General features: G+C 65.3%; 22 protein-coding genes. 4 read left to right on the forward strand and 18 right to left on the reverse strand.

Annotated features, from left to right (window positions below; all coding sequences use genetic code 11):
* Positions 1-292: 292 nt before the first annotated feature.
* From I6F38_RS35310 to I6F38_RS35355, 10 genes are all read right to left on the reverse strand, one after another.
* Complete coding sequence (locus tag I6F38_RS35310; protein ID WP_225163676.1) at positions 293-1,534, reverse strand: flavin-dependent oxidoreductase; 1,242 nt, start codon at positions 1,532-1,534, stop codon at positions 293-295.
* Positions 1,535-1,844: 310 nt separating this feature from the next.
* Entirely contained in the window at positions 1,845-2,240 is a 396-nt protein-coding gene (locus tag I6F38_RS35315) for a RidA family protein (RefSeq protein ID WP_225163677.1), read from the reverse strand.
* 1 nt (position 2,241) lies between these two features.
* On the reverse strand, positions 2,242-3,081 hold the full coding sequence (locus tag I6F38_RS35320) for an enoyl-CoA hydratase family protein (RefSeq protein WP_026192553.1): 840 nt from the start codon (positions 3,079-3,081) through the stop codon (positions 2,242-2,244).
* A gap of 11 nt (positions 3,082-3,092) precedes the next feature.
* Positions 3,093-3,872: an SDR family NAD(P)-dependent oxidoreductase gene (locus I6F38_RS35325; protein WP_225163678.1), complete on the reverse strand. Its 780-nt coding sequence runs from the start codon at positions 3,870-3,872 to the stop codon at positions 3,093-3,095.
* Entirely contained in the window at positions 3,869-6,184 is a 2,316-nt protein-coding gene (locus I6F38_RS35330) for a bifunctional salicylyl-CoA 5-hydroxylase/oxidoreductase (protein ID WP_225163679.1), read from the reverse strand. The genes I6F38_RS35325 and I6F38_RS35330 overlap by 4 nt, the downstream gene beginning before the upstream one ends.
* A 395-nt stretch (positions 6,185-6,579) precedes the next feature.
* Positions 6,580-8,115, reverse strand: a complete 1,536-nt coding sequence (locus tag I6F38_RS35335; RefSeq protein ID WP_225163713.1) for a sugar ABC transporter ATP-binding protein — start codon at positions 8,113-8,115, stop codon at positions 6,580-6,582.
* An 11-nt stretch (positions 8,116-8,126) separates the two neighbouring features.
* The gene (locus I6F38_RS35340; protein WP_225163680.1) at positions 8,127-9,248 is read right to left on the reverse strand and encodes a hypothetical protein; all 1,122 of its coding nucleotides are present in this window, start codon (positions 9,246-9,248) and stop codon (positions 8,127-8,129) included.
* A complete protein-coding gene (locus I6F38_RS35345) occupies positions 9,248-11,380 on the reverse strand; it encodes an SMP-30/gluconolactonase/LRE family protein (protein WP_346657163.1) in 2,133 nt (710 codons plus the stop codon). The genes I6F38_RS35340 and I6F38_RS35345 overlap by 1 nt, the downstream gene beginning before the upstream one ends.
* Before the next feature lie 294 nt (positions 11,381-11,674).
* On the reverse strand, positions 11,675-12,700 hold the full coding sequence (locus I6F38_RS35350; RefSeq protein WP_028331499.1) for a sugar ABC transporter substrate-binding protein: 1,026 nt from the start codon (positions 12,698-12,700) through the stop codon (positions 11,675-11,677).
* Positions 12,701-12,770: 70 nt separating this feature from the next.
* Positions 12,771-13,796 (reverse strand): ABC transporter permease, encoded by a 1,026-nt coding sequence (locus tag I6F38_RS35355; protein ID WP_225163682.1) that lies wholly within the window; start codon positions 13,794-13,796, stop codon positions 12,771-12,773.
* Positions 13,797-13,875: 79 nt separating this feature from the next.
* Between I6F38_RS35355 and I6F38_RS35360 the strand changes: the two genes are divergently transcribed.
* A complete protein-coding gene (locus I6F38_RS35360) occupies positions 13,876-14,883 on the forward strand; it encodes a LysR family transcriptional regulator (protein ID WP_225163683.1) in 1,008 nt (335 codons plus the stop codon).
* A gap of 253 nt (positions 14,884-15,136) precedes the next feature.
* Here the strand turns inward: I6F38_RS35360 and I6F38_RS35365 are convergent, their stop codons facing one another.
* Positions 15,137-16,000 carry an SDR family oxidoreductase gene (locus I6F38_RS35365; RefSeq protein WP_225163684.1) on the reverse strand — a complete coding sequence of 288 codons (864 nt, stop codon included), beginning with the start codon at positions 15,998-16,000 and terminating at the stop codon, positions 15,137-15,139.
* A gap of 5 nt (positions 16,001-16,005) precedes the next feature.
* Positions 16,006-16,563, reverse strand: coding sequence for a carboxymuconolactone decarboxylase family protein (locus tag I6F38_RS35370; RefSeq protein WP_225163685.1), 558 nt, complete (start codon positions 16,561-16,563; stop codon positions 16,006-16,008).
* A 219-nt stretch (positions 16,564-16,782) separates the two neighbouring features.
* Between I6F38_RS35370 and ilvD the strand changes: the two genes are divergently transcribed.
* The gene (gene ilvD, locus I6F38_RS35375; protein ID WP_225163686.1) at positions 16,783-18,627 is read left to right on the forward strand and encodes a dihydroxy-acid dehydratase; all 1,845 of its coding nucleotides are present in this window, start codon (positions 16,783-16,785) and stop codon (positions 18,625-18,627) included.
* Between the two features lie 240 nt (positions 18,628-18,867).
* On the opposite strand, the gene I6F38_RS35380 is transcribed toward ilvD, so the two are convergent.
* The 4 genes from I6F38_RS35380 to I6F38_RS35395 all read right to left on the reverse strand — a co-directional run bounded on the left by I6F38_RS35380 (position 18,868) and on the right by I6F38_RS35395 (position 22,659).
* Positions 18,868-19,080 carry a hypothetical protein gene (locus I6F38_RS35380; protein WP_225163687.1) on the reverse strand — a complete coding sequence of 71 codons (213 nt, stop codon included), beginning with the start codon at positions 19,078-19,080 and terminating at the stop codon, positions 18,868-18,870.
* 648 nt (positions 19,081-19,728) lie between these two features.
* On the reverse strand, positions 19,729-20,778 hold the full coding sequence (locus I6F38_RS35385) for a hydroxyacid dehydrogenase (protein WP_225163688.1): 1,050 nt from the start codon (positions 20,776-20,778) through the stop codon (positions 19,729-19,731).
* A 15-nt stretch (positions 20,779-20,793) separates the two neighbouring features.
* Positions 20,794-21,690 (reverse strand): amidohydrolase family protein, encoded by an 897-nt coding sequence (locus I6F38_RS35390; RefSeq protein ID WP_225163689.1) that lies wholly within the window; start codon positions 21,688-21,690, stop codon positions 20,794-20,796.
* 3 nt (positions 21,691-21,693) lie between these two features.
* Positions 21,694-22,659 carry a tripartite tricarboxylate transporter substrate binding protein gene (locus tag I6F38_RS35395; RefSeq protein WP_225163690.1) on the reverse strand — a complete coding sequence of 322 codons (966 nt, stop codon included), beginning with the start codon at positions 22,657-22,659 and terminating at the stop codon, positions 21,694-21,696.
* 186 nt (positions 22,660-22,845) lie between these two features.
* Here I6F38_RS35395 and I6F38_RS35400 point away from each other — a divergent pair, with 186 nt between their 5' ends.
* Together I6F38_RS35400 and I6F38_RS35405 are read left to right on the forward strand one after the other, a co-directional pair.
* The gene (locus tag I6F38_RS35400) at positions 22,846-23,397 is read left to right on the forward strand and encodes a thiamine pyrophosphate-binding protein (RefSeq protein WP_225163691.1); all 552 of its coding nucleotides are present in this window, start codon (positions 22,846-22,848) and stop codon (positions 23,395-23,397) included.
* Positions 23,398-23,405: 8 nt separating this feature from the next.
* Positions 23,406-24,008 carry a thiamine pyrophosphate-dependent enzyme gene (locus I6F38_RS35405; RefSeq protein ID WP_225163692.1) on the forward strand — a complete coding sequence of 201 codons (603 nt, stop codon included), beginning with the start codon at positions 23,406-23,408 and terminating at the stop codon, positions 24,006-24,008.
* A 156-nt stretch (positions 24,009-24,164) separates the two neighbouring features.
* Here the strand turns inward: I6F38_RS35405 and I6F38_RS35410 are convergent, their stop codons facing one another.
* Together I6F38_RS35410 and I6F38_RS35415 are read right to left on the reverse strand one after the other, a co-directional pair.
* Positions 24,165-25,226 carry a 2-dehydropantoate 2-reductase gene (locus I6F38_RS35410; protein ID WP_225163693.1) on the reverse strand — a complete coding sequence of 354 codons (1,062 nt, stop codon included), beginning with the start codon at positions 25,224-25,226 and terminating at the stop codon, positions 24,165-24,167.
* 338 nt (positions 25,227-25,564) lie between these two features.
* Positions 25,565-25,954, reverse strand: coding sequence for a DUF1236 domain-containing protein (locus tag I6F38_RS35415; RefSeq protein ID WP_225163694.1), 390 nt, complete (start codon positions 25,952-25,954; stop codon positions 25,565-25,567).
* Between the last annotated feature and the right edge of the window lie 141 nt (positions 25,955-26,095).

The following is a 26,095-nucleotide window of genomic DNA, read 5'->3' on the forward strand; positions in this document are numbered from 1 at the left end:
CGGACCGAGCTGCCATTGGCCGATAGGCAGGCAATCTCGCATCGGTCGTCCAGAGAGAGCTGCTTGTAAGTCCGCCCCATGGCAACACCTCCTCAAGGAAGTGTTGCACTTCGTTTGTGAACTCAGGGGACCCATAACCACCGAATTCAATTGAAAGTGCGATAGTGGCCCCAACGTCGCACAACAACAAACGGTTGGGGTAATGGGTCCTGGGTCCTGGCTTTCGCCAGGACGACGCTGAGTACATTCACATTCTCTCGGGGTGACGGATCGACAGATCGGACGTTGTCTCCTACTGCCGCGCCACCACACGCGCGGCGAAGCCGGCCTTGGCGGCATAGCCGCGGACGATCGCCTCGCGCGCCTCGTAATTGAGGATGGTGTCGACGTCGGTAAAGCCCTGGGGCGCGAGTTGCTCGACGGCGTCGATCACGCCCTCCGGCCCGCCGCGGCGGTTGGAGGCGACGATGTCGGCGGTCATCGGCAGCCGCTGCCGCTCATAGGCCGCCAGCGCCTGGCGCGGGTGCTCCGATCGCGCCAGCATGTCGGCCAGGCAGCGCGCATCGAGAATGGCCTGCGATGCGCCGTTCGAGCCGACCGGATACATCGGATGCGCGGCGTCGCCGAGCAGCGTGACGCGGCCGCTCGACCAATACGGCAAGGGATCGCGGTCGCAGCACGGATACTCCCAGAACTCCGACGTCGCGTTGATCAGGCCGGTAAAGTCGACCTGCGGGATCGTGAAGCTCGTGACATAGGGCATCATCTCGTCGCGCCGGCCGAGATTGGACCAGCCCTCGCGGCGCGGCGGCGGCGAGGTGCCGTCGCCGATCCGCACCAGCACCGCCCAGTTGGTGAGGCGGCTCGCGGGGCTCGAGCCCGGCGCGATCGGATAGATCACGGCCTTGGCGTTCAGGCCGCCGGCGATGATCATCGAGCGCCCGGTCAGGAAGGCCGGCCAGTCGGTCGCGCCGCGCCACAGCATCAGGCCGTTCCAGCACGGCCCGCCCTCGTCCGGAAACAGCGTCTGCCGCACTTTCGAATGGATGCCGTCGGCGCCGATCAGGATGTCGCCGCGCGCGGTGTGCACATGGGCGCCACTGCGATCGAAGAAATAGGCCGAGACGCCGCCCTCATCCTGGGTGAAGGAGCCGAGCCGGCAGCCGGTGTGGATCGCATCCGCGCCAAGCCGATCGACCACGGCCTGATGGATCACGCTTTGCAGGCGGCCGCGATGGATCGAGAATTGCGGCACGTCGTGGCCGGCATCGAGCCCGCGCTTCTCGTGCCAGACCTGCTGGCCATGCCGCGTCAGATAGAACAGCTCATAGGTGCGGATCGCCACCTCGTCGAGCTTGTCGAGCAAGCCAAGCCCCGCCAGCTCGCGGATCGCATGCGGCAAGGTGTTGATGCCGACGCCGAGCTCGCGGATCGTCTCGGACTGCTCGTACAGTTCGCAAGCGATGCCGCGCGAGCGCAGCATCAGCGCAGTGGTGAGGCCCCCGATTCCGCCTCCGACGATAATCGCCTTCATCGTCCTCACCTCCACTCAAACACAGGACGTTTTTACGCTTTGGCCTAGGGTCGCACGCCCGCTCGCCCGGCCGCAAGCGGGTTTGCGGCCCCGAACTTGGCTGGGCCCGCGATGATTGGGCTTAGCCTTAACATTGCTTCAGCGAACTCCAATCTATCCCCGTCACCCTGAGGAGCGCGGAACGCGCGTCTCGAAGGGTCGACGGCCACTACCCGGGCCGTGCATCCTTCGAGACGCGCTGCGCGCTCCTCCAGCGACAATGGCGGAGCCATTGCGCGGGGATGACGGGGTTGGCGGAACTGCGTCACCCTCAATCCGGCACCACCGCAGTCGCCTGGATTTCCACCTTGGCGCGGTCCTCGATCAGGCCGGCAACCTGGATCGCGGTCATCGCCGGAAAGCGCCGGCCGATGATGTCGCGATAGACCGTGCCGATCTCCTTCAGCCGCGCGGAATATTCCTTGCGGTCGAGCAAGTACCAGGTCATCGACACGATGTGCTCCGGCCCGGCGCCGCCGGCGGCCGCGACCGCGACGATGTTGCGCAAGGTCTGGCCGATCTGCGCCACGAGATCGTCGGTCTCGAACACGCATTGTCCGTTCCAGCCGATCTGGCCCGCGATGAAGAGCTGTTTGCCGCGCGCGGCCATGCCGTTGGCGTAGCCGATCGGCTTGGCCCATCCTTGGGGTTGCAGGATCTCGATCATCTCAATTGCCCTCGAAGGCCGGTTTCTGCTTGGCGGCGAACGCCTCGAAGGCGCGGCGGAAATCGCCGGTGACCATGCAGATCGCCTGCGCCTGCGCTTCCGACTCGATCATCTCGTCGACGCCCATCGCCCATTCCTGGTTGAACATCGTTTTCGTCACCCCATGCGCGAACCACGGCCCATCCGCGAGCGAGCGCGCCAGGTCTTGCGCGGCACCGGCGAGCTCCGCCGGCGGCACCAGACGGTTGTGGAAACCCCACGCAAAACCCTCCTCGGCGCTCATCGCACGTCCCGTGTAGAGCAGATCGGCCGCATGGCCCTGCCCGATCACGCGCGGCAGCAACCCGCACGCGCCCATGTCGGCGCCGGCAAGGCCGACGCGGGTGAACAGGAACGCGGTCTTGGCCTGCGGCGTCGCCAGCCGCAGGTCGGACGCCAGCGCCAGCATGGCGCCGGCCCCGGCGCAAATGCCGTCGATCGCTGCGACGATGATCTGCGGGCATTTGCGCATCGCCCGCACGACCTCGCCGGTCATCCGGGTGAAGGCGAGCAGATCCGGCATCGCCATCCGCGTCAACGGCTCGATGATCTCGAACACGTCGCCGCCGGAGCAGAAATTGCCCTCGGCGCCGGTCAGCACGATGGCGCGGACATCGGAGGCGTATTTGAGATTGGTGAAGAGATCGCGCAGCTCCTCGTAGGATTCGAAAGTCAGCGGGTTCTTCTTGTCCGGCCGGTTCAGCGTGATGGTCGCGACACGGCCGCTCGCATCAACCTGCCAGCGGAAGTGCTTGGCGGGATAATCCTTGAACGGCCGGAGCTTTGCTTTCATCTCGGACATCACGTGTTCCTTCACCCGGTAAGGACTTCGCCGCCGGCAACCGCGACGGCTTGTCCGTTGATTGACGATGCGCCCTCGGCGGCAAGCCAGAGGATGGCGTCGGCGACCTCCTCCGGCGTCACCAGCCGCTGCATCGGATTGACTTTTGCCAACGCGGCGCGCGCCTCCTGCTCGCTGCGGCCGGTCTTGGCGACGATGTTGGCGGCGGCATCCGCCACCAGCGGCGTATCGGTGTAGCCGGGGCAGACCGCATTCACGGTGACGCCGCGCCGTGCATATTCCAACGCCAGCGAGCGCGTGAGGCCGATGACGCCGTGCTTGGCCGCGACATAGGCGGAGACGTAGGCGTAGCCAGTGAGACCCGCGGTCGAGGCGACGTTGATCACGCGACCGCGGCCGCGCTGCGCCATGCCGGGCAGCACGGCATGTGTCACCAGGAACACGCTGGAGAGGTTGCTCGCCAGCATGTCGGCCCACAGCGCCGCGCCGGTCTTGTCGAACGGCGCGCTCGCGGCCTTGCCGGCATTGTTGACGAGAATATCGATCGGCCCCGCCTCAGCCTCGATCTGCGCGATACCTTTGGCGACCGCAGCTTCATCCGTCACGTCGATCGAGACCACGGCGCCAACCTGCTTGTCGAGCGATGCCGCCGTCGCCTTCAGCGCGTCGATCCGACGGCCGGCGATGCTGACGCACACGCCGGCTTTTGCGAGCGCGATCGCCGTCGCGGCGCCGATGCCGGAACCGGCACCGGTCACCAGCGCATGTGCGTTGGGCCAGAACCTCATCATGCCTTCACTCCCGCGGCAGCGCGTTCGAGATTGGCCTCGTATTGCGACTTGCCCGACAGGTACTGCTTCGGCCACGCGACCTGCTTGACGCCGATCTTCGCGGCCTCATGCAGCGTCCAGGCCGGATCGGCGAGATGCGGCCGCGCGATGGCGCAGAGATCGGCGCGGCCGGCGGCGATGATCGAGTTGGCGTGATCCGCCTCCGAGATCGCGCCGACCGCGATGGTGGCGATGCCGACCTCGTTGCGGATCTTGTCGGCGAACGGCGTCTGGTAGAGCCGGCCATAGATCGGATGGTCGTCGGCCCAGACCTGTCCCGACGAGCAGTCGATCAGGTCGGCTCCCGCCTCCTTGAACAGCTTTGCGAAGGCCAGCGCATCCTCGGGCGTGTTGCCGCCCTCGGCCCAGTCGTGACACGACAGGCGGACCGACATCGGCTTGTCCTCCGGCCACACCGCGCGGACGGCGCGGAACACCTCCAGCGGATAACGCGCGCGGTTCTCGATCGATCCGCCATAGTCGTCGGTGCGGCGGTTGGTCAGCGGCGAGAGGAAGCTCGACAGCAGATAGCCGTGAGCGCAGTGCAGCTCCAGGATATCGAAACCCGCGCCCACGGCGCGCTGTGCCGCCGCGACGAATTGGTCGCGTACCTCGTCCATCTCGGCGCGGCTCATCGGCTCCGGGATCTGGCCGTCGGGCAGATAAGGCACTGACGAAGCCGACACCAGCGGCCAGTTATGGTCCGGCAGCGCTTCGTCCATGCCTTCCCAGGCGACGCGCGTCGAGCCCTTGCGGCCGGCATGGCCGAGCTGGATGCCGATCCTGGCTTGCGAATTCTGGTGCACGAAGTCGACGATGCGCTTGTAGGCCGCCGCCTGCGCGTCGTTCCACAGGCCACAGCAGCCGGGCGTGATCCGCGCCTCCGGCGAGACGCAGGTCATCTCGGTAAACAGCAGGCCGGCGCCGCCGAGCGCGCGGGAGCCGAAATGCACCAGATGGAAGTCGGTCGGCACGCCCTCCTCCGCCGAATACATCGCCATCGGCGAGACGATGATCCGGTTGTGAAGCGACAGGCCGCGAATCCGGAACGGCGTCAGCATCGGCGGCGTGACGCGGTCGTTGGTCGCGGCCACGCCGCTGCGCTCCGCGAACCAGCGCTCATAGCCCTCGAGCCAGGTCTTGTCGCGCAGCCGCAGGTTCTCGTGGCTGATGCGCTGCGAGCGGGTCAGCAGCGAATACATGAACTGTTCCGGCTCGAGCGTGTCGGCATAGCGCGAGCCGACCACCTCGAACCATTCCATCGCGTTGCGCGCGGCGTTCTGGATCCGCGCCACGTCGACGCGGCGCAGCTCCTCGTAAGCCTTGAGCACCGCGGGAATGCTGTCGCGCGTCGCGCCGTGGATCTTGAACTGGTTGGTCAGCTCGATCGCATCCTCCAGCGCGAGCTTGGTTCCCGAACCGATCGCGAAATGCGCGGTGTGGGCGGCATCGCCCATCAGCACGACATGGCTGTTGCCGTTGAACGCGGTCCATTTGCCGCAGATCAGCCTGGGAAACGACAGCCAGGCCGAGCCGCGCAGATGTCGCGCGTTGGAGACCAGATGATGCCCCTCGAGGATTTCCGCGAACACATTCTCGCAGAACGCGATGGAGTCGCCCTGCTCCATCTTGTCGAGACCGTGGGCGAGATAGGCCTCCTCGGTGGTCTCGACGATGAAGGTCGCCGCGCCCTCCTCGAACTTGTAGATGTGCGCCTGGAACCAGCCGTGCTCGGTCTTGCGGAAGTCGAAGGTGAAGGCGTCGAACGGACGGTTGGTGCCGAGCCAGATATAGCGGTTCGGCCGCATCAGCATGTCGGGCTGGAAGGCCTCGATGTATTTGGTGCGGATCTTCGAATTGACGCCGTCGCACGCCACGATGAGATCGGCGTCGGGGAATTCGAGATCGGAATTCACCTCGCGCTCGAAGATCAACTCGACGCCGAGTTCCTCGGCGCGCGCCTGCAGGATGTTGAGCAGCCGCTTGCGGCCGATGCCGACGAAGCCGTGGCCGGTGGTGCGCATGCGCCGGCCCTTGATCAGGACCTCGATGTCATCCCAGTGGTTGAAGGCCTGCTCGATCGTGTCAGCGGTGACCGGATCCCATTTGCGCATGTTGTCCATGGTCGCATCCGAGAACACCACGCCGAAGCCGAAGGTGTCGTAGGGCCGGTTGCGCTCGACCACCGAAATGACGTGCGCGGGATCCAGCATCTTCATCAGGATGCCGAAATAAAGCCCGGCCGGCCCGCCTCCAATGCAAACGATACGCATGGCGTTCTCGCTTTTCCGTTTGAGCATGATCGCCTCGGAAAACCGGGTGCCACTTTTCCGGATCATGCTCTGGCTTCGGCGACCGGGGGCGTTTCCCCATCGGAGCCGACAAGGGATAATATTTTATACTTAAAATAATTGTCAAGGGAGTTGGCGCCCCACCCAACGCTGTCGTCCCGGCGCAGGCCGGGACCCATAGGCCGCAGCAGATGTTGCCGGCGGGACTCGTCGTTCCAACGACGTACAACAATGACAATCTGTGGTTATGGGTCCCGGCCTGCGCCGGGACGACACTGAACTTGTTGCTGCTGACTTGGCCATCGAAGGCGCGGCAAGACGGCGGATTGCGCTGCGCTAATCCGCCCTACGCCGACGACAGGCCGCGCTGCGCGACCTCAATGCACCGCGGCGTACAGGATCTTGTCCTGCGTCGCGTCCGCCGCGTCGAACTCGGCGACGATGCGGCCGGTGCGGGCGACCAGGATGCGGTCGGACACCGCGAGGATCTCCGGCAGGTAGGACGAGATCACCACCACCGCCTTGCCCTCGTCGGCGAGGCGGCGGATTTCGCCGTGGATGTGCGGGATGGTGCCGACGTCGACGCCGCGCGTCGGCTCGTCGAAGATGATGATCGAGGGGTCCTGCACCAGCGTCTTGGCCAGCACCACCTTCTGCTGGTTGCCGCCGGACAGCTCGATGATCCTGGCTTTGCGCTGCAATGCGCTGATCTTCAGCCGATCGACCCAGTAGCTAGCGAGCTTGCTGCGCCGCGCGCGCGACAGCAGGAAGCTCCAGCCCTTTCCGGTGGCGAGGCTGCCGATATAGACGTTGTCGTCGACCACCATGGTCTCGAAGAAGCCGTTGGCCTTGCGGTCCTCGGTGATGTAGGCGATGCCGTCATTGATCGCCTGCCGCGGCACACGGTAGCGGATCGGCTTGCCGCGCAGCCGGATGGTGCCGCCATTGACCAGATTGCGCTTCAGCGCGCCGTAGATGATCTTGGCGATCTCGGTGCGGCCGGAGCCGATCAGGCCGGCGATGCCGACCACCTCGCCGGCATAGACCGAGAACGACATGTTCTTGACCGCCATGCCCATGGTGACGTTCTCGACCGTCAGCACCTTCTCGCGGCGCTGATGGGTTTTCGCCTTGCCGCCATAGACCGCCTGCGCCACCTCGCGGCCGACCATGTGCTGCACCAGCGCGTCGCGGGTCAGCTGCCTGGCCGGCGCCGTGATCACCAGCTTGCCGTCGCGCAGCACGGTGATGCGGTCGGCGATCTGCAGCGACTCCTCCAGCGCATGCGAGATGTAGATGATCGAGACGCCGCGGGCGCGCAGGTCGCGCACCAGATGGAAGAAGTGCACGATCTCCTCCGGCGTCAGCGACGCGGTCGGTTCGTCGAAGATGATGATGCGCGCCTTGTTGTAGATCGCGCGCGCGATCTCCACCATCTGCTTCTTGGCGGTGCCGAGCAGCGCCACCGGCGTCGCCGGATCGACGTGGAAGTTGAGCGACTGCAACAGCTGCTGGGCCTGGATGTTCAGGGTCCGGAACCGCGTCAGCAGCTTTTCGTTGCCGAGCTCGATATTCTGCGCGGCGGTCATGGTCGGCACCAGGCTGGTCTCCTGATAGACCATGCAGATGCCGGCATTGAGCGCGTCGCGCGGCTGCTCGAAACCGGTCGGCTTGCCGTCGAGCAGATAGTCGCCGGAGGTGAGATGGATCGCGCCCGCGATCGCCTTGCACAGCGTCGATTTGCCGGCGCCGTTCTCGCCGACCAGCGCATGCACCTCGCCGGGATAGAGGTCGAAACTGACGCCCTCGATGGCGTGGACGCCGCCATAGATCTTCGAACCGTTGGTGATCCGCAGCACCGGCTCGTGGGCTGCGGAGCTCTCTGCCGTCTTGGCGCCGGGGGCCGCCTGCATCACACCGTCATTCATCGCAGCTCTCCCGTAGTGCGCAGCAGGCGTCCGGCGCCGCGCGCCGCGATCACGACGCCCGATGGCGTGGCGCAGGCGGCGGTGATGCCATGGAAGCGGCCGCCGGCGCGGCTGTGCAGGCTGTCGGTTGCATCGCCCTCGGCGTCGAGATGCACCAGCAGACCGTAGGAGCGCGGCGGCGCCCACGGCTTCTGGATGCCGAGCGCCTTGACGCTGCCGATCTGCATCGGCTCCAGGCAATCGCTGCCGCCGGCGAGCGCCGGCGCGACCCAGTAATCCGGCGGCATCGTCGCCATCATCTCCTCGCGGAAATCGTCTTCCTTGAGCACGAACTCGATCAGATGGGTGCGGCGGGCGAAGATGCCGAGCAGCATGCCGCCGTGGCCGTCCGGATGCAGCCGCGCCGGATAGCCCGGCATGTTGCCGGCGACAGTCTCGCGCGAACCAAGCCCGTTGCTGCCGAGTGCGAACCGGCTGAGGCGATGGGCCCAGCTTTCGGTGAGCCACAGGCTGTTGCCGTCGGCCGAAACACTCACGCCATAGGGATACGGCAGATCGCGCAGCAGCACCTGCGGATCATCGAGGCCGGCGCCGCAGCTGATGAGCCGGCCATTGGCGCGCTTCTCCATCAAATCATGCCGCCATTCGCCCGGGCGTCGGCCGCTACTGCCTTCGACGGCATAGATGCGGCCATCGGGCGCCGCCGTCACCGACAGCAGCCCCGTGAGCGCGCTGCCGCCCACGGACTCCAGCCAGCGCGGATCGGGCTTCGCCGGATCGATCGCGGTAAGGCCCCTGCCCGCGACGCAGACCAGGAGACGGCCGTCCGGATGCAGCGCGAGCCCGCCGGCATCATCCTCGAACTCGGCGACGACCGTACGTGTCGACAAGTCATTGCCGCCGAGCTTCAGCACCCGGCGTCCGGCCGAGACATAGACCGTGCCGTCGGCGGCGGCGATCACGTCGTCGACGCCGGGCAACGGCTCGCCGATCGGGGTGGCGGTGTCGAGCCGGTCGTTCGAGCTCAGCGCGCCGTCGAGCGGCGGGATCGCGTTCTGGCCGCCGTCGCGGTCGATGACACTGCGGATGTCGCGCAGCAGATGATCGAAAAATCCCATTACGTCGTCACCCTGCTCTTTGCGCCCCAATAGGCATCGTAGCCGGTCCAGCCGTCGTCGACGCCATCGAGCTTGATGCGGCCGATCCGGTTGTTCTCGAGCCCGCCGAGATAGAGATAGCCCTGGTGCTCGCGCATCGAGGTCAGGGTCGAATGCGAAATGCCGGTCGGATCCCACCAGGATTCCAGCGCCTCGCCCTTTTCATTGAACTTAAGCACGCAGCCATGGTTGAGCGCCGGCGCCAGCCACTCGTCGGTCGGCACCTGCTTCACCATGCGCAGTCGGAAGCCGGGTTTTCGCGCGGCAAGGTCGAATGTCGGTGTGCGGATGCCGACCAGTGCCAGCCAGTAGGTGCCGTCGGAGGCGCGGTTGATGTTGTCCGGGTTGCCCGGCAGTTCGTCCATCAGCACCTCGGTCTTGCCCTTGTTCGGCCCGTCGATCCAGTGGCGGAACACCTTGCACAGCGAGGTCGACGCGATCAGGATCGACTTGCCGTCATGCGAGACGCAGATCCCGTTCGGGAAATAGAAGTGGTTGATCACCGTGCGCGTGGTCTTGGTCGCCGGGTCGTAGCAGACCACGCGGCCGTTCGGCCGGCCCTCGAGGATGTCGAGGGTGTTGGTGGTCATCTCGTAGCGCGTGGTGCAGTCGCTGAAATAGATCTTGCCGTCGGGCGCGATGTCGAGGTCGTCGGCCATCCGCAGGCGGGAATCGTCATTCAGCTTGTACCAGGTGCGATTGGTCTCGTCGGTGACTTTGAAGATGCGGCCGTCGGGCGCGACGCCGTAGACGCCCATGCCGGCGACTGCGACGATCAAATTCTCATCGCGATCGAACTGCATGCCGAGCGGCCGGCCGCCGATATGGGCGAACACCTCGCGGGTCTCGAAGTTCGGCCCGGAGAAGCGGATCACATTGCCGTCGCGGGTCGAACCGTAGAGCCGGCCCTGGCGGTCGAGGATGACGTCCTCGGGTCCTTCGACCTGATCGACGCCGATCGCCTGCGCGTTGATCAGCCGGTCGTTCTGCGCGTAGGGCGATGCCGCGCCGGGCTGCACCGCCGGCGCCGAAGCGAGCGGCACGAAGGCCGGATTGACATAGATCTTCTGGATCGCCTTGCCGCGGTTCTTCGACCATTTGACGTCGATGCCGACAGCGGCGAGCAGGATCATGCCCGTCACCGCCGAGGTGACGTAGCCCGGGATGCCCATCCGCACGAGGCCGTTGATCAACAGGAAGATGATCAGCGCGCCGATCATCGCCCGCCATACCGTGCCCTTGCCGCCGGCCAGCGACACGCCGCCGAGCACGACGGCGGTCAGCGCCTGGAATTCCCACCCCACGCCGGTGGTGGAATCCGTCGAGGCTTGCCGCGCGGCGTAGAAAATGCCGCTCGCCGCGCACAGCGTGCCCGACAGCACATAGGTCATGAACAGCATCACGCGGACACGGATGCCGGCGTGGCGCGCCGCCTTGCGGCTGGCGCCGATCGCGGTGAGATGCCAGCCATAGCGCGAGCGCGACAGGAAGATGTGGCAGATCAACAGCACCACGAACAGCGTCGCCGCATTGACGGGAATGCCGAGCACGCTGCCGCCGCCGATGAAGTCCCAGGCGTCGCTCTCGACCGAGTTGGTCGCGAACACCTGAGCGTAGCTGGTGTTGAGCAGGTTGACCGAGGCGCGCAGGATGATCAGCGTCACCAGCGTGGTCAGGAACGGCCGCGTCTTGAGGAAGCCGATCAGGAAGCCGTTGATGCTGCCGAGCAGCGCGCCGACCAGAAGCGTCGCCGGCACGGCGAGGCCGACCGGCCATTCGCGCACCAAGAGGAAATACAGCGCCGCAAAATTGCACAGCGCGAAGATCGCGCCGACCGAGAGGTCGATGCCGCCGGTGACGAGGCAGAACCCCATCGCCAGCGCGACGAAGCCGAATTCGGCGAACAGCCGCAGCAGCGACACCGAGTTCTGCACCGAGGCGTAGTCGGGAATGGTGAGCGCGAAATAGCCCCACAGCCCGATCATCACGGTGAAGGGAACCACCGGCTCGAACCACTGTTTCAGCAACAGCTCCGACAGCAGGAGCCGGGGTGAAAATCGCCGCACCGATGCGGCAAAGGAATCAACGGCCATCGACATCGCCAAGCACCCTCTTGATTGAGCACGATCTTGCGGAAAACCGGCTTCCACTTTTCCGGATCATGCTCGTGATCGAGCGTGATCTTGCGGAGAGCCGGCTTGCACGTCCCGGATCATGCTCCCGGTCATGACGCGATCGGCCATCGCATCGAGACCTCGTCCCTTGATGAACACGCTCTCCGTGAACGCTGCGCGTCGGTCGGAGAAAAACCGGCTCCACCATGCCGGATCGTGCTCTTTGATACAGCCGGCGCGGGAATGCCCCCCGCGCCGGCTGTCCGCGCCTTGTTAATTTTTCTTGGGTAGCGCGAAGCAGTTGGCGCCCGAGGCGTTCGACTTATCGAGCCAGATCGGACGCGTGTAATAGACGAGATTGCGGCTGCCCGGCTTCTCGCCCGACACCAGCAGGGTTTCGGCCGCGAACATCAGGTCGTGGCCCTGCTCGGTCGCCTTGTAGCTCAGGAACTTGTAGAAATTGCCCGAATTGACCTGGTCGCAATCGAGCTGCGAGCCTTCACCCGAGGCGAACACCTTCACATCGTCGATCTTGCCGGCATTGCGAATCGCCTGCGCCGCGCCCGACTCCATGATGCCCCAGAACCCGATCGAGGCGCAGAGGTCGGGATGCTGCTGGATCACCGTCGCGGTGACGTTGAGCGCAGTGTTGGCGTCCCAGTTCGCGGCCTGGTTCGAGACCACCTTGATGTTCGGATCCTTGTTCAAGACCTCCATGATGCCGCCGACCTGATCGACGCTGGCGGCCGCGGTCAGTTCGCCCTGCACGATCTGGACCTTGCCCGACTTGCCGGAGCCGGTGCCGCAGGCCTTGACGGCCTCGTTCGCCAGCATCCTGCCGATCTCGCGCCAATCGGCGCCGACAAAGGCGCCGGATTTGTAGTTCGAGGACATGTTGATCTGGATCACATGCGTGCCCTGGCTCTCGGCGCGCTTCAGATCCTTCATCAACAGCGTGACGCTCGGATTCTGCACGATCAGCACGTCGGGCTTCTGGTCGACCAGCGCGGTCAGGGCTTGCTGCATTGCCGAGGGATTGTTGTTGGGATCGCGCACGACATATTTCATGCCGCGCCACTCGGCTTCCTCCTGCACCACCCGGCCCCATTCGTCGGACAGCGGCACGCCGAGCGCGATCGGCAGATAGGCGATCGTCTTGCCCTGCAGCGCCTTGTCGTAGACGGCACGCAGCTCGCGCGCGGTCTTGGTGCCTTCCTCCTGCGCCGATGCCGCAAACGGCATCGCGGCCAGCGTCACGCCGGCCAGCAGGATCGTCCAGAACTTTGTCGTCGTCTTCATCGTCTCCCTCCACAAAGCAATTTCTTTTGATTGATTTATTTGGCGCGGCGGCCGGCTCGGTCGCCCTGTTTCAGTCGCCTTGCCGCGCGGTCTCCTCGTCGCGGGGATGCAGCCAGTTGTCGAGCACGATGGCGGCCAGCAGCACCACGCCCTTGATGATGTTCTGCACCTCGCTGTTGACGTCCATGATGGTGAAGGCGTTGAGCAGCGTGCCGATCAGGATGCAGCCGACCACGACGCTGAACACGCTGCCGCGGCCGCCGATCAGGCTGATGCCGCCGATCACGACGACGAGCACGACATCGAAGATCATGGTGCCCTGGGTGATCGCCATCTGCATGCTGCCCGTGGTGCCGACCCAGACCAGGCCCGCAATCCAGGCGAGCAGTGCAACCAGCACGTGCTCGAGCACGATCAGCGGCCGCAGCGCGACGCCGGTCAGCCGCGCGGCCTCCGGATTGTCGCCCTGCGAATAGATGAAGCGGCCGATCGAGGTGCGCGACAGGAACAAATGCATCGCGATTGCACAGGCCGCGAACACCAGGATCGGAACCGGGATGCCGAACAGCCGTCCGGCGCCGAGATACATCAGGCCCGGCGCATCCTTCGGCGCATAGACCACCCAGGCCGGCGCGATCCAGAAGGCGAGGCCATAGATCACGAAGCCGGCAGCCAGCGTCACGAACAGCGCCGGCGCCTCGACGAAGGCGACCATCACGCCGTTGACGACGCCGATCAGCACCGCGACCGCCAGCGCCAGCAGCACTGCCGTGAAAACAGGCATGCCGTTCTGCATGTAGATCAGCGCGATCGCCCAGGAACCCGCCATGATCGCGACCTCGGAGAGGTCGATACCGCGGCTGATCACGATCAGCCCCATGCCGAGGCCGAGCACGCCGAGGATGGAAATACTCCGCAACAAATTCAGGAGATTGGAGACGGTGGCAAAGCCGTTCAGCGTCAGCCCGAACACGATCAGGAGCGCGATGGTGATCAGGAGCACGATCTGCTCCTGGCTCGGCTTCGCAAACATTGCGCCCAGGCGAGATGATGCCGCAGGGACAGCAACGCCGCGCGATGGCGATTGCACGCTCATCGTTTCCTCCAGGTATTATTTTGCTTGAGACTTTAAGAGTGCCGATTAGTATTCGTCAAATGCATTCGACGGATACGGATTGATCATTTCCATGCATGTACGCGACGTCGATCTGAACCTGTTCGTCGTGTTCGACGCGATCTATTCCGAGGGCGGCGTCAGCCGCGCCTGCTTCCGCCTCAACCTGACGCAGCCCGCGGTCAGCCATGCGCTGAGCCGGCTGCGCGCGATGTTCAACGATCCGCTGTTCGTGCGCCGCAACCACGTGATGACGCCGACCCCGCTGGCCCGGCAGATCATCACCACGGTGCGCCAGGCGCTCAACGGCCTCGAGACGACGCTGACCCACACCCACCGGTTCGATCCGGCGCAGACGCCGAAGCGGTTCGTGATCGGGCTGCGCAACAATCTGGAGGCGCCGATGCTGAGCGCGCTGGTCAACCGGATCAGCACGGTGGCGCCGCTGGTCGAGATCGCCACCGTGCGCAGCGAGCGCAACAATCTCGAGCGCGAGCTTGCCGCCGGCACCCTCGACGTCGCGATCGATACGCTATTGCCGCTGTCGGCGGAGGTGCGGCGCGAGCAGATCCTGACCGAGCATATCGCGGTGTTCGCGCGGCGCGGCCACCCCGAGCTCGGCAGCCGGCTCGACAAGAAGGCTTATTTGCGCATGGAGCATGTCTGCGTGACGTCGCGGCGCAGCGGCCTGTCGTTCGAGGATTTTCAGCTCCAGCGCCTCGGGCTGACCCGCACCGTTCGCCTGACCTGTCAGAATTTCGCAACCGCCTGCCACGTCGTGAGCCGCAGCAACATGCTGCTGACCGCCTCGGAGAGCGCCGCCTCCGTGCTGGAAGATCCCGGGCTGCTGCAGTGCTTCCCCTGCCCGTTTCCGATCAGTCCGCACGTCAATTATCTCTACTGGCACGCCACCGCCGAGGACGACACCACCAATCAATGGCTGCGCGAGCAGTTGCGCGCCGCGGCGGCGCTGCTGGCCGGCAGCCGCTTCAGCAAGAAGAATCGCCGCGCAGTGAAAGCGCGCCCAAGGGTCGGCATCCCGCTGCCAACCAGCCTCGCTGCGGAATAGTGAGCGACGCTGCGCACTCTTCACCTCGCCCCGCGTGCGGGGGAGAGGCGTAGGCCGCCCTTGGCGGCCGTTCTCAAGAACGCCGAAGCGGAGCTTCGGCTATGACGCATCGTTAGATGCGTTCCGGGTGAGGGGGAGTCTCCGCAAACGCAGCCATCACCGCATACGCGGCGAGAGCCCCTCACCCCAACCCTCTCCCCGTAAGAACGGGGCGAGGGAGCGCACCGCCGTCGTGGCCGCTATTCATCAGAGTCTAGAGCCCGCTGAGCCCACTATCCACCGCGAGCGTCTGCGCGGTGACATAGACGCTTTCATCCGACATGAAGAACAGCACGGCATAGGCGATCTCCCACGCCGTCGCCTGACGGCCGAACGGGATATGCCCCTTGCCGCGCGACGGCCGGCCCGCGCCGGCCTCGCGGCCGTTCGGAGTGTCGACCAGCCCGGGATAGACCAGATTGACGCGGATGCCGCGCCGCGCGCCTGTATGAGCGATGTTGCGCATCAGGCCGCCGAGCGCGGCCTTGGAGGAATCATAGACCGCCATCTGCGATCCCGCCTTCAGCGCCGCGATCGAGGAAATGAACACGATCGAGCCGCCGTCTTCGAATTTCGGCAAGGCCGCGCGGCAGCACAGCATCGGGCCGCGGACATTGACGTCGTAGATCCTGTTCCATTCCTCCGCGCTGACATTGTCGAGCCCGGTCTTGCCGAAGGTACCGATGTTCAGCACCATGCCGTCGAGCCCGCCCATCGTGCGATGCGCCTCGTCGATCATCCTGATGACGTCGGCTTCCATGGTGACATCGGCGGCGATCGCGAAAGCGCGGCCGCCGTCAGCAGCGATGCGCGCAACCGTGTCCTCGGCCGAGGCGCGGTTGAGGTCGGCGACCGCGACATGCGCGCCCTCGCGTGCGAACAGCAGGCTCATGGCGCGGCCGTTGCCGATCGGATCGGTGGCGGCATCGAACACCCGCTGGCCGCCGCCGACCACGAGGATACGCCGGCCATTGAGACGTCCCCTGCCCGGCGCGGTACCCGAGGATTCCGCGCTCAGCGGACGGACATAGCGCTCCGGTTTAGAGTCTTGCGAGGTCGCTTGCGAAATCTCCGACATCCGATTCAACCCCGCTTCTTGCCACCCTCGTAGACCGCCATGCCGGCGGCCGGATCGAGATCGGTCTCGGTCGCCTCGGTCAGCCGCGCCATCATCATGTAGAAGCCGAGCGCGACGATCGCCTCGACAATCTCCTGATCGCTGAAATGCTCGCGCATGCCGGCAAAGGCGGCGTCGCCGACGCGCACCTTCTCGACCACCTCGCGGCCGAAGCGAAGCAGCGCGCGCTCGGCTGCGTTGAGTGCAGCATCGTCGTAATCGCCGCGCTCGACGGCATCGATCTGCGCCTGGGTGACGCCGACACCGAGCGCAATCGGCACATGTTGCCGCCATTCATAGGCGCCGCCCTCGAGCTGCGCGGCCTGCAGGATCAAGAGCTCGCGGTCGACCGCTGACAGCTTCTGCTTGTGCAGGATCGAATTGGCGAGCCGCATCGCCGGGATCATATTGGCCTCGGCATGGGCCATCATGCGGAAGATGTTGAGCTTGACCGGCATGCGGTCGAATGAGGCGCGGATCTCTCCGCTCGTCGTCTCCGGATCAATCAGGGGCAGCCTTGCCACGCGTGTCCTCTCCCTTTTTTGCTTGTTCGTTGTTCTTGCCGTCGGTACTCCCAGCTAATGCGCCGGGCCGACCGAGATCAAGCCGCCCGCGCGACATTGCCCGAATTGCGGGGTTCAGCCATGCGGTTCCGCGCTTGAATCCGCATCCACGGGCAGGCATAAGGAGCGCCAACTCCCCTAAAAAATCGCCTTAGCCCAAGGATTTGAGAAGGATTTACGATGCCCGCCTATCGCTCCCGCACCACCACCCACGGCCGCAACATGGCGGGTGCACGCGGCCTCTGGCGCGCCACCGGCATGAAGAACGAGGACTTCGGCAAGCCGATCATCGCGGTGGTCAATTCCTTCACCCAGTTCGTGCCCGGCCACGTCCATCTGCAGAATCTCGGCCAGCTCGTGGCCCGCGAGATCGAAAAGGCCGGCGGCGTCGCCAAGGAGTTCAACACCATTGCGGTCGATGACGGCATCGCGATGGGCCATGACGGCATGCTGTACAGCCTGCCCTCGCGTGAGCTGATCGCCGACAGCGTCGAATACATGGTCAACGCGCATTGCGCCGACGCCATGGTCTGCATCTCCAACTGCGACAAGATCACGCCCGGTATGCTGATGGCGACGCTGCGGCTCAACATCCCGACCGTGTTCGTCTCGGGCGGACCGATGGAGTCGGGCAAGATCGTGCTCAAGGGCAAGAAGCGCGCGGTCGACCTGATCGACGCGATGGTCGCGGCCGCCGACTCCAACGTATCGGACGAGGACGTCGCGGTGATCGAGCGTTCGGCCTGCCCGACCTGCGGCTCCTGCTCCGGCATGTTCACCGCGAATTCGATGAACTGCCTGACCGAGGCGCTCGGCCTCGCGCTGCCCGGCAACGGCTCGGTGCTCGCGACCCACGCCGACCGCAAGAGCCTGTTCGTCGAGGCCGGCCATCTGATCGTCGACCTCGCCCGCCGCTACTACGAGCAGGACGACGCCAAGGTGCTGCCGCGCAATATCGCCAACTTCAAGTCGTTCGAGAACGCGATGACGCTCGATATCGCGATGGGCGGCTCGACCAATACCGTGCTGCATCTGCTCGCCGCCGCGCGCGAGGGCGAAGTGCCGTTCACGATGACCGATATCGACCGCCTGTCACGCAAGGTGCCGGTGCTCTGCAAGGTCGCGCCCTCGGTGCAGGACGTCCACATGGAGGACGTGCATCACGCCGGCGGCATCATGGCGATCCTGGGCGAGCTCGACCGCGCCAAGCTGCTCACGACCGACGGGCCGACCGTGCACGCCGCGACGCTGGACGATGCGCTGAGCCGCTGGGACGTGGTGCGGACCACAAGCGACAAGGTGCGCAACTTCTATTGCGCCGCGCCGGGCGGCGTGCCGACCCAGGAAGCCTTCAGCCAGGACCGCCGCTTCGACGAGGTCGATCTCGATCGCGAAAAGGGCGTCATCCGCGACGCCGAGCATGCCTATTCCAGGGACGGCGGCCTCGCCGTGCTGTTCGGCAACCTCGCCGAGGACGGCTGCATCGTGAAGACCGCCGGCGTCGACCAGAGCATTCTGAAGTTCTCCGGCCCTGCCCGCATCTTCGAGAGCCAGGACGCATCGGTCGACGCCATCCTCACCAACAAGGTGAAGGCCGGCGACGTCGTGCTGATCCGCTATGAAGGTCCGCGCGGCGGCCCGGGCATGCAGGAAATGCTGTACCCGACCAGCTATCTGAAATCGAAGGGCCTCGGCAAGGCCTGTGCGCTGATCACCGACGGCCGCTTCTCCGGCGGATCGTCGGGCCTGTCGATCGGCCACGTCTCGCCGGAAGCCGCCGAAGGCGGCCTGATCGGCCTCGTCGAGGAAGGCGATATCATCGAGTTCGATATCCCGAACCGCAAGGTCAACCTCAAGGTCGACGACGCCGAATTGAAGCGTCGCCGTGCAGCGATGGAAGCCAGGGGCAATGCGGCCTGGAAGCCGGCGGCGCCGCGCAAGCGCGCTGTCTCGACCGCGCTGAAGGCCTATGCGGCGTTCGCCAGCAGCGCGGCCAAGGGCGCGGTTCGCGTCCTGCCGGAGTGATCGGGGCGAGCTGAACTCGGCCGTTCACTTCGCAAGAGCGAGTTGGCTTCTCTAGTGTCATTGCGAGCGCAGCGAAGCAATCCATCTGTCCGCACATGCGGAACCATGGATTGCTTCGTCGCTTCAGCGCAAAATTGCTCTGCAATTTTGTCGCGAGCTCCTCGCAATGACGGCACCATTGGATCGCGCCCCAAACTCCACAGGGAGAGGTCGGATGCCGCCACACGCGGTCCATCTGGTTCAGGCGTGCAAGTCGGCCGCCTCGATCCGGATGCGGTCGGCATGCAGTGACCAGTCGCACAGCGATTGTTCCTGGCAAAACTTGACCTTGGCCATCTCGGTGGCCTGGCCCGCGCTCGAGGCGTCGATCTCAAGCGCACCCTGGCAAACCTCGCGCTCGCGGCCATTGCCGCCGAGCACGTCTTTCATGAAATGAACGACGAAGCGTGACATGGAACCCTCCCTGCTGCACCGGGAGAGCCCGGGGGTACCACGCTAGCACTAACACGAAAGGGTGGTGAGTTAATTCGGCTGATACGCGTGCGACTGTTCGCAGCGGGGAAAGCTACGCGCCGGCCTGCGGCAGGCTGGCGGCAGCGATCGCGACGATCTGCGCAAGACGGCGGCCGATCCTGGCGGGCGCGTTGCGGAGCAATGACTGGACCTGTCGCATCGAACATCTTCCTTCCGTGCCCGGAATGGTCGGGCACAGACGGAAAATGGCGATTTCGGGCTAAGCCGTCGATATCTCAGAGAAAATAACAACGGACGTGTTGCGAGGCGGTCGTTCGGCAGTGGGATTATTGCCCCGATCGAGGCTACGACGAAGGAGATTTTCTCCGGTGTTTTGGCGCGCGCAACAGCACTCGCACGACTGGCCGTTTTGCGTGAGGGACGCACCGGCGGAACCGTTCCCGTCCGCCCTTGCGGTAGATCTCCCCCGCAAGGCCTGGCGCTGCACGATTTCTGAATATTGGAAATGTACCCCTGAGTTGCCCGACGCGTCAAGCTGCCTGCTCGAACGCCGGCAGCCGCCAGCTCCTTTGCATGGGGTTGTTTTCGATATTTTTGGCCGCGGCCCCCAGAGGGGCAGGCCTGACCCTACCCCGGCATGAACCCGAACGCCTTCTCGAACCGTCTTGCGTAGACCGGCCACACCTCGGGATTGATGATGCGCGGCGGGCGCTTGCCGTCGAGGGCGTCGAGGATCTGCTCGGCCGCGATCCGGCCCATGTTGATGCGCGCCTCGCGGGTGACGCCGGCGGTGTGCGGGCTCGCCAGCACATTGTCGAACTGCAAGAGCGGGTGATCCGGCGTCGGTGGCTCCTTGTCCCAGACGTCGAGGCCCGCACCCGCGATGCGCTTTTCACGTAGTGCCTCTTCCAATGCCTTCTCGTCGTGGATGAAGCCGCGCGCAGTGGTGACGAAGTAGGCGTGCGGCTGCATCAGCGCGAACTGGCGCGCGCCGATCATGCCGCGGCTGTTCTTGTCCAGCGGACACGAGATCGAAACAAAGTCCGCGCGGCGCAAGAGATCGTCGAGCTCGACCTTCTCCCCGCCCCGCTTCGCCATCTCATCCGCCGTGAGATAGGGATCGTAGGCGATCACCTTCATGTGCAAGAGGCCCCTGCACAGCTCGGCGATGCGGCGGCCGACATTGCCGAGGCCGACGATGCCGACCGTCTTCTCCTTCAGCTCGTTGCCGATCAGATCGTTGCGGTTGACATTGGCCTCGCGCCGCAGCCTGCGGTCGGACTGGATGATCCGCTTCGACAGCGTCAGCATCATGCCGAGCGCGTGTTCGGCGACCGAATTGGCGTTGCCGCCGGACTGGTTGACGACCAGCACGCCCGCCGCGGTGCAGGCATCGACATCGACGGGATCGAAGCCGGCACCATTCGACGACACGATCAGAAGATTCGGCGCACGCTTCAACAGCTCGGCATGGGCATGAAAATGCGGCGCCAGCTCATCGCGCGCCGCGCCGATCTGATAGGCATGCGCGTCGGCAAGGACGGGCGCGAACGTCGCCTCCGGCGTCTCGTTCTCGAGACGATCGAGCCGGACGTCCGGCCGCTTCTTCAGGATATCGACGTAGATCTCGTGGGCGAGGTATTTGACGTAGAACACGCGCTTGTTGTTGACGGTCATGTCTTCGAGCAGCTTTCAGTTTGGGAAGCCATAGAGTCGTGCGGGATTGTCGACGAGGATGCGGTGCCGGGCCGCCGCATCCGGCGTCCAGTCCTGGAACAGCGTCAGCAGATGGCCGGCGTCGGGCATTTCGCCTTCGACCCGCGGATGCGGCCAGTCGCCGCCCCACACCAGCCGTTCAGGATTGGCCGACACCAGTGCCTCGTGGAACGGCCGCGCATCGGGATAATCAGGCGCCCGCCGGCTCAGGCGATGCGCGCCCGAGAGCTTGGCCCAGCACCAGCCTTCGCCGACCGCGCGCAGCAGGCTCTGAAAGCCCGCGGTGTTGATGCCGGCGCCGGCGTCGGTGCGGCCCATGTGATCGACCACGACCGGCAACCCGAGCGCCTTCAGCGTCGGGATCGTCTCAGGTAAATCCCTCACGTCGATCCAGAGCTGCAGATGCCAGCCGAGCTCGGCCATCACGCCCGCATGCGTCTCGGCAACGTTCAAGGGAATGCCGCCGCGATAGTGCAACTGCCCGCCGCGGAAGAAATGGTTGAAGCGCAGACCGCGGACGCCGAGCACATGCCATTGCCGGAGCGTACCCGCCGCCACATCGGCATCGGCCACCGCGACGCCGCGCAGACGCGCGGGCTCGCGCTGCAGCGCATCCAGCATGGCCGAATTGTCGTGGCCGTGCGCGCTGCCCTGCACCAGCACGCCGCGGGCGAAACCGAGCGCATCGAGCATGCCGAGATAGGTCGCGAGCGGCGCGTCCGGCGGCGTGTAGCTGCGATCGCCGGCATAGGGGAAGCGGTCGGCCGGACCGAACACATGCGCATGCGTATCACAGGCCTTCGGCGGCAGCTTGTCCTTTGGCGGCGTCACCGGACGCGGCGGCAGGCAGGCAGGAATCTCTGACGCAGCCATGTTCTATTCCGCTTTCATGCCGGCGGCCTTGATGATCGGCCCCCATTTGTCATAGTCGGCCTTGATCTTGGCGGCGAACTTGTCCGGCGTTGAGCCGATCGGGATCGCACCGAGCTTGCCGAGCCGCTCCTTCACGGCATCGGTGTTCACCGCCGCGACGAAATCATGCGAGATCTTCGCGACGAGGTCGGCCGGCATGTTGCCGGGCCCGAGCAGCCCCCACCACACTTCTGTGTCGTAGCCCGGCACGGTTTCCGACATGCTGGGCACGTCAGGCAGGAACGGCGCACGCGAGCCGGTCGTCACCGCCAGCGCGCGAACCGTGCCGGCTTGCAGCTGCCCGACCGATTCCGGCCCGTTGTTGAACGACATCGGAATTTGTCCGCCGAGCAGATCGTTGATCGCGGGCGCACCGCCCTTGTAGGGGATCGCGTCGAGATCGATCTTGGCGAGGCTCTTGAGCAGCTCGCCGGCCAGATGGGTCGAGGTGCCGTTGCCGGCATGGGCGAAGGACAGGCTGCCGGGCTTCGCCTTCGCCGCGGCGATGACGTCGGCGACCGATTTGAACGGCGAATCCGCGCGCACCAGCAGCACGTTCGGCGACGACGCCAAGAGCGAGATCGGCGAAAAATCCTTGAAGGTGTCGTAGGGCAGCTTTGGATAAAGGAACGGATTGGTGGCGTGGCCGCTCGCCACCATGATCAGATTGTAACCGTCGGGCGCGGAGGTCGCGATCGCCTGCGAGGCGATCACCCCGCCGGCGCCGGGCCGGTTCTCGACCACGATCGACTGCGTCCAGCTCTTCGACACCGCTTCGCCAAGCGTCCGCGTCAGCACATCGACGCCGCCGCCGGGCGGATAGGGAACGAGAATATGAACGGCCTTGGCCGGGAACGGCTGCGCGGACGCAAGGCCGGCCACAACCATGGCCGCTGCCGCAATGGCGGTCCGCCAGACCCATCCGGCCATCGACGCCTCCCGTCCCTTGATCGCTACCGTCCCTTTTTCGTTGCGCCTGTATCGCACGTTGGCTCGGCGCTGCGATGGCCGAATTCCGCAGATCGCGTTGCGGCCGCGACATGTTGACAATCGCAGGCACCGCGTCAAGTTTCGTGCGGCAAGCGGCCATAGCGTCGCGCGAGCAGGGAGAACAGGATGGCGGCCGCGGAACAAGCCTCGTCCCAGAAGTCGGCGACCACCTGGCACGGCATCGTGCTGCAGACGCTGAAGCGGAACGAGATCAAGCTCGTGCCCTACGTGCCCGACCGGGTGCTGACCACGCTGATCAAGGACCTGCACGCCGATCCCTATTTCACGACATTTCCGACCGCGCGCGAGGAAGAAGCGGTCGGCATCGTTTCCGGTGCCTGGATGGCGGGCACGCGCGGCGCGGTGCTGATGCAAACCTCGGGCTTTGCCACGCTGGCCAATGTGCTGGCCTCGCTCGCGGTGCCCTACCAGATCCCGCTGATCATGTTCGTCTCCGAGCGCGGCACGCTCGGCGAGTTCAATTACGGCCAGGCGCTGGTCTGCCGCACCATGCGCCCGGTGCTGGATTCGCTGGCGATGGAGCATCACACCATCACCCGGCTCGACGAGCTCGAATTCATCGCCGACCGCTCGATCAAGCAGGCCGTCACCACCCAGGCGCCGGTGGCGCTGATCCTCTCGCCGCTCTTGACCGGCGGCAAGACCTTCGACAAGTGAGATCAGCCATGACCAGCATCCACGCGCGCAACACCAAGGTGATGAACCGCTTCGAGCTCACCCAGCGCCTCGTCGCCGGGCTGAAGGACGAGGCCGTGATCGGCGGCATCGGCAACACCAATTTCGACCTCTGGACCGCCGGCCACCGCCCGCAGAATTTCTACATGCTGGGCAGCATGGGCCTTGCGTTTCCGATCGCGCTCGGCGTCGCGCTGGCGCAGCCGAACCGGCGCGTGTTCGCGCTCGAAGGCGACGGCTCGCTGCTGATGCAGCTCGGCTGCCTCTCGACCATCGCGACGCTGGCGCCGAAGAATCTCACCATGGTGGTGATGGACAACGGCATCTACCAGATCACGGGCAGCCAGCCGACGCCGGCCGCCGGCCATACCGATATCGTCCAGGTCGCAATCGCCAGCGGCATCGCGAGCAGCTCATGGGCCGCCGACGAGGACGATTTCGAGCGGCTGATCGAGCAGTCGAAACAGGCCTCCGGCCCGATCCTGATCGGCGCCCGCATCGACGATAAGCCCGGCACCGGCACCACGCGCCGCGACCCCGTGCAGATCCGCGAGCGATTCATGAACGGGATGGGGGTACGGCAGCTGCTGTAGATAAGAAGGCGCCTGCGACCTACGCATCCGTCATTGCGAGGAGCTCGCGACAAAATTGCAAAGCAATTTTGCGCTGAAGCGACGAAGCAATCCATCATTCCACAGATGCGGAGAGATGGATTGCTTCGCTGCGCTCGCAATGACGGCTGTGGCCACTCAATTCAACCTCAGCTCCGTGATGTGCCGGGGATCCGGCGCGAGTTCGCCGCGTTCGACGCGCTTGACGATGTCGGTCAGCGCGGCATTGGCATTGCAGGTGATGCCGAGCTTCTCGCCTTCGCGAACCACGAGCCCGTTGAGGAATTCGATCTCGGTGCGGCGGCCCTTCTGCATGTCCTGGCCCATCGAGGGGCGCTGCGCCGATGAGGTGCGCTTGGCATCCTTGAAGCGCTGCTCGTCGCAGGCGCGTGTTGCGGCCTCGTCGCCCTCGCCGGCGCGGGCGATGGTCTCGGGCGGCAGATGCAGGATCTCTTCCAGCTGATAGCCCTGCGCCTGGCCGACGCGGATCGCCTCGCTGCCGAGCCGGGTCGAGAAGCGGCGCAGCGGTTCGCTTTGCAGCACCTCGCCGCCCGCTAGACCGGTGCAGGCCGAGAGCCCATTGCCCATCACGTTGGCGACCAGCTTGGACCAGCGCTCGCCCCAGAGATTGGAGGTCACCTTGGCGCTGTCGGAATAACCGACCAGGCGGCAAACTTCCTCCGCCCGCGCCGTGATGCGGCCATGCACCTCGCCGGCGCGAAACACGGTGTGCGCTGCGCCGCCCTTGCCGGCGCCGCGGTGGATATGGCCGGGCTCGGGCAGATTGACGGTGATGCTGCTTGCGATGCAGCCGAGCGTCTTGCCCCAGCCGACGATGCCGGCGATGGTCTCCTCGTTCATGCAGTTCTGCAGCGAGACAACGTAGCCGTCCGCCGCCAGATATTGCCGGATCAGCATGGTGGCCCAGGCGGTGTCGTAGGACTTCATGCAGACGAAGGCGATGTCGACCGGTTTCTCTTTCGTCAGCTGCTGCGCGTCGGTGACATCAAGCGCCCGCACCGGCACCGAGAATTCCGCAACATCCATCGCGTGCGTGACGCGCAGTCCGTGCTTGCGCATGTGCTCGACATGCGCGGGCCAGGGATCGATGAAGGTGACGTCCTCTCCCGCCTGCACCATATGCGCACCGGCGTAGCCGCCGACAGCGCCCGCGCCGACGATCGCGATCTTCCGGCCCATGCTTCCATCCCCTGCTCTTGATTGAGACGAACGCTGGCTGCGTCCATCCGTTGCGGATCAGTTTAGGGGATTGCGGCGTCAGGCCAACCGGTCGCTTCATGAAAAAAGCTGGGCGGTGCCATGCCGGTATTCATGGGACCCAAGAAAATCGGACCAAGAAAATCCCCGCGGGCGATGGGCCCGCGAGGATGTCATTTCCTTACTTCCGTCATTGCGAGCGAAGCGAAGCAATCCATGCTTCAGCATACGCGGCGCGATGGATTGCGTGGTCGCTTCAGCGCAAAATTGCTTCGCAATTTTGTCGCGAGCTCCTCGCAATGACGGTGAAACAGGCGCGATCAGTCGATGATCTTGACGATCCGGCGGGTACGCGGCTCCACGATCACGCGGCGATCATTGACGACCGCGTAGCGATACTCGGTATAGCGCGGCACCGGACGCAGCACGACGGTGTCAGGCAGCGGCTCGCCGACCACGACACGTTCACGCACCACCACCGACGGCTCGTTGCGCGGGATCGAGGTGATCACCGCATTCGGGATCTCGAGGCCGGCGCCGACCGCGGCACCCACCGTGCCGCCGACGATCTCGCCGACAGGGCCCGCGATTTCGCCACCGGCCCGCGCGCCGTTCGCGGCACCCGCCGCGGTCGTGGACTGCGCGAAGGCCGGGCCGGACGCGAGCAGCGACGCAGCAGCGACAAGGGACACAGCAAAACGCTTGTTCATGATTCTCCTCCTCCGAATTGATCGATGCCCCCTCAACATCGCAAGCAACGAGAACGTTCCAGTTCCAACGCTGCAACCCGCGCAACTCCAGTTCCGCGCACAATTCGCTTGATTCCGGCACGAACGAAAATGCTACTCCGA

This window comes from Bradyrhizobium sp. BRP56 (assembly GCF_020194035.1).
In the GTDB taxonomy this organism is placed as follows: Bacteria; Pseudomonadota; Alphaproteobacteria; order Rhizobiales; family Xanthobacteraceae; genus Bradyrhizobium; species Bradyrhizobium australafricanum.

Coding starts and splice junctions, on each gene's coding strand:
- I6F38_RS35325 (WP_225163678.1), bottom strand. CDS start 3,872: ATGATGAGGTTCTGGCCCAACGCACATGCGCTGGTGACCGGTGCCGGT.
- I6F38_RS35380 (WP_225163687.1), bottom strand. CDS start 19,080: ATGTCACGCTTCGTCGTTCATTTCATGAAAGACGTGCTCGGCGGCAAT.
- I6F38_RS35390 (WP_225163689.1), bottom strand. CDS start 21,690: ATGGCTGCGTCAGAGATTCCTGCCTGCCTGCCGCCGCGTCCGGTGACG.
- I6F38_RS35415 (WP_225163694.1), bottom strand. CDS start 25,954: ATGAACAAGCGTTTTGCTGTGTCCCTTGTCGCTGCTGCGTCGCTGCTC.
- I6F38_RS35405 (WP_225163692.1), top strand. CDS start 23,406: ATGACCAGCATCCACGCGCGCAACACCAAGGTGATGAACCGCTTCGAG.
- I6F38_RS35385 (WP_225163688.1), bottom strand. CDS start 20,778: ATGACCGTCAACAACAAGCGCGTGTTCTACGTCAAATACCTCGCCCAC.
- I6F38_RS35345 (WP_346657163.1), bottom strand. CDS start 11,380: ATGGCCGTTGATTCCTTTGCCGCATCGGTGCGGCGATTTTCACCCCGG.
- I6F38_RS35365 (WP_225163684.1), bottom strand. CDS start 16,000: ATGTCGGAGATTTCGCAAGCGACCTCGCAAGACTCTAAACCGGAGCGC.
- I6F38_RS35320 (WP_026192553.1), bottom strand. CDS start 3,081: ATGTCCGAGATGAAAGCAAAGCTCCGGCCGTTCAAGGATTATCCCGCC.
- I6F38_RS35395 (WP_225163690.1), bottom strand. CDS start 22,659: ATGGCCGGATGGGTCTGGCGGACCGCCATTGCGGCAGCGGCCATGGTT.
- I6F38_RS35355 (WP_225163682.1), bottom strand. CDS start 13,796: ATGAGCGTGCAATCGCCATCGCGCGGCGTTGCTGTCCCTGCGGCATCA.
- I6F38_RS35335 (WP_225163713.1), bottom strand. CDS start 8,115: ATGCAGGCGGCCCCCGGCGCCAAGACGGCAGAGAGCTCCGCAGCCCAC.
- I6F38_RS35350 (WP_028331499.1), bottom strand. CDS start 12,700: ATGAAGACGACGACAAAGTTCTGGACGATCCTGCTGGCCGGCGTGACG.
- ilvD (WP_225163686.1), top strand. CDS start 16,783: ATGCCCGCCTATCGCTCCCGCACCACCACCCACGGCCGCAACATGGCG.
- I6F38_RS35310 (WP_225163676.1), bottom strand. CDS start 1,534: ATGAAGGCGATTATCGTCGGAGGCGGAATCGGGGGCCTCACCACTGCG.
- I6F38_RS35400 (WP_225163691.1), top strand. CDS start 22,846: ATGGCGGCCGCGGAACAAGCCTCGTCCCAGAAGTCGGCGACCACCTGG.
- I6F38_RS35315 (WP_225163677.1), bottom strand. CDS start 2,240: ATGATCGAGATCCTGCAACCCCAAGGATGGGCCAAGCCGATCGGCTAC.
- I6F38_RS35410 (WP_225163693.1), bottom strand. CDS start 25,226: ATGGGCCGGAAGATCGCGATCGTCGGCGCGGGCGCTGTCGGCGGCTAC.
- I6F38_RS35340 (WP_225163680.1), bottom strand. CDS start 9,248: ATGGGATTTTTCGATCATCTGCTGCGCGACATCCGCAGTGTCATCGAC.
- I6F38_RS35330 (WP_225163679.1), bottom strand. CDS start 6,184: ATGCGTATCGTTTGCATTGGAGGCGGGCCGGCCGGGCTTTATTTCGGC.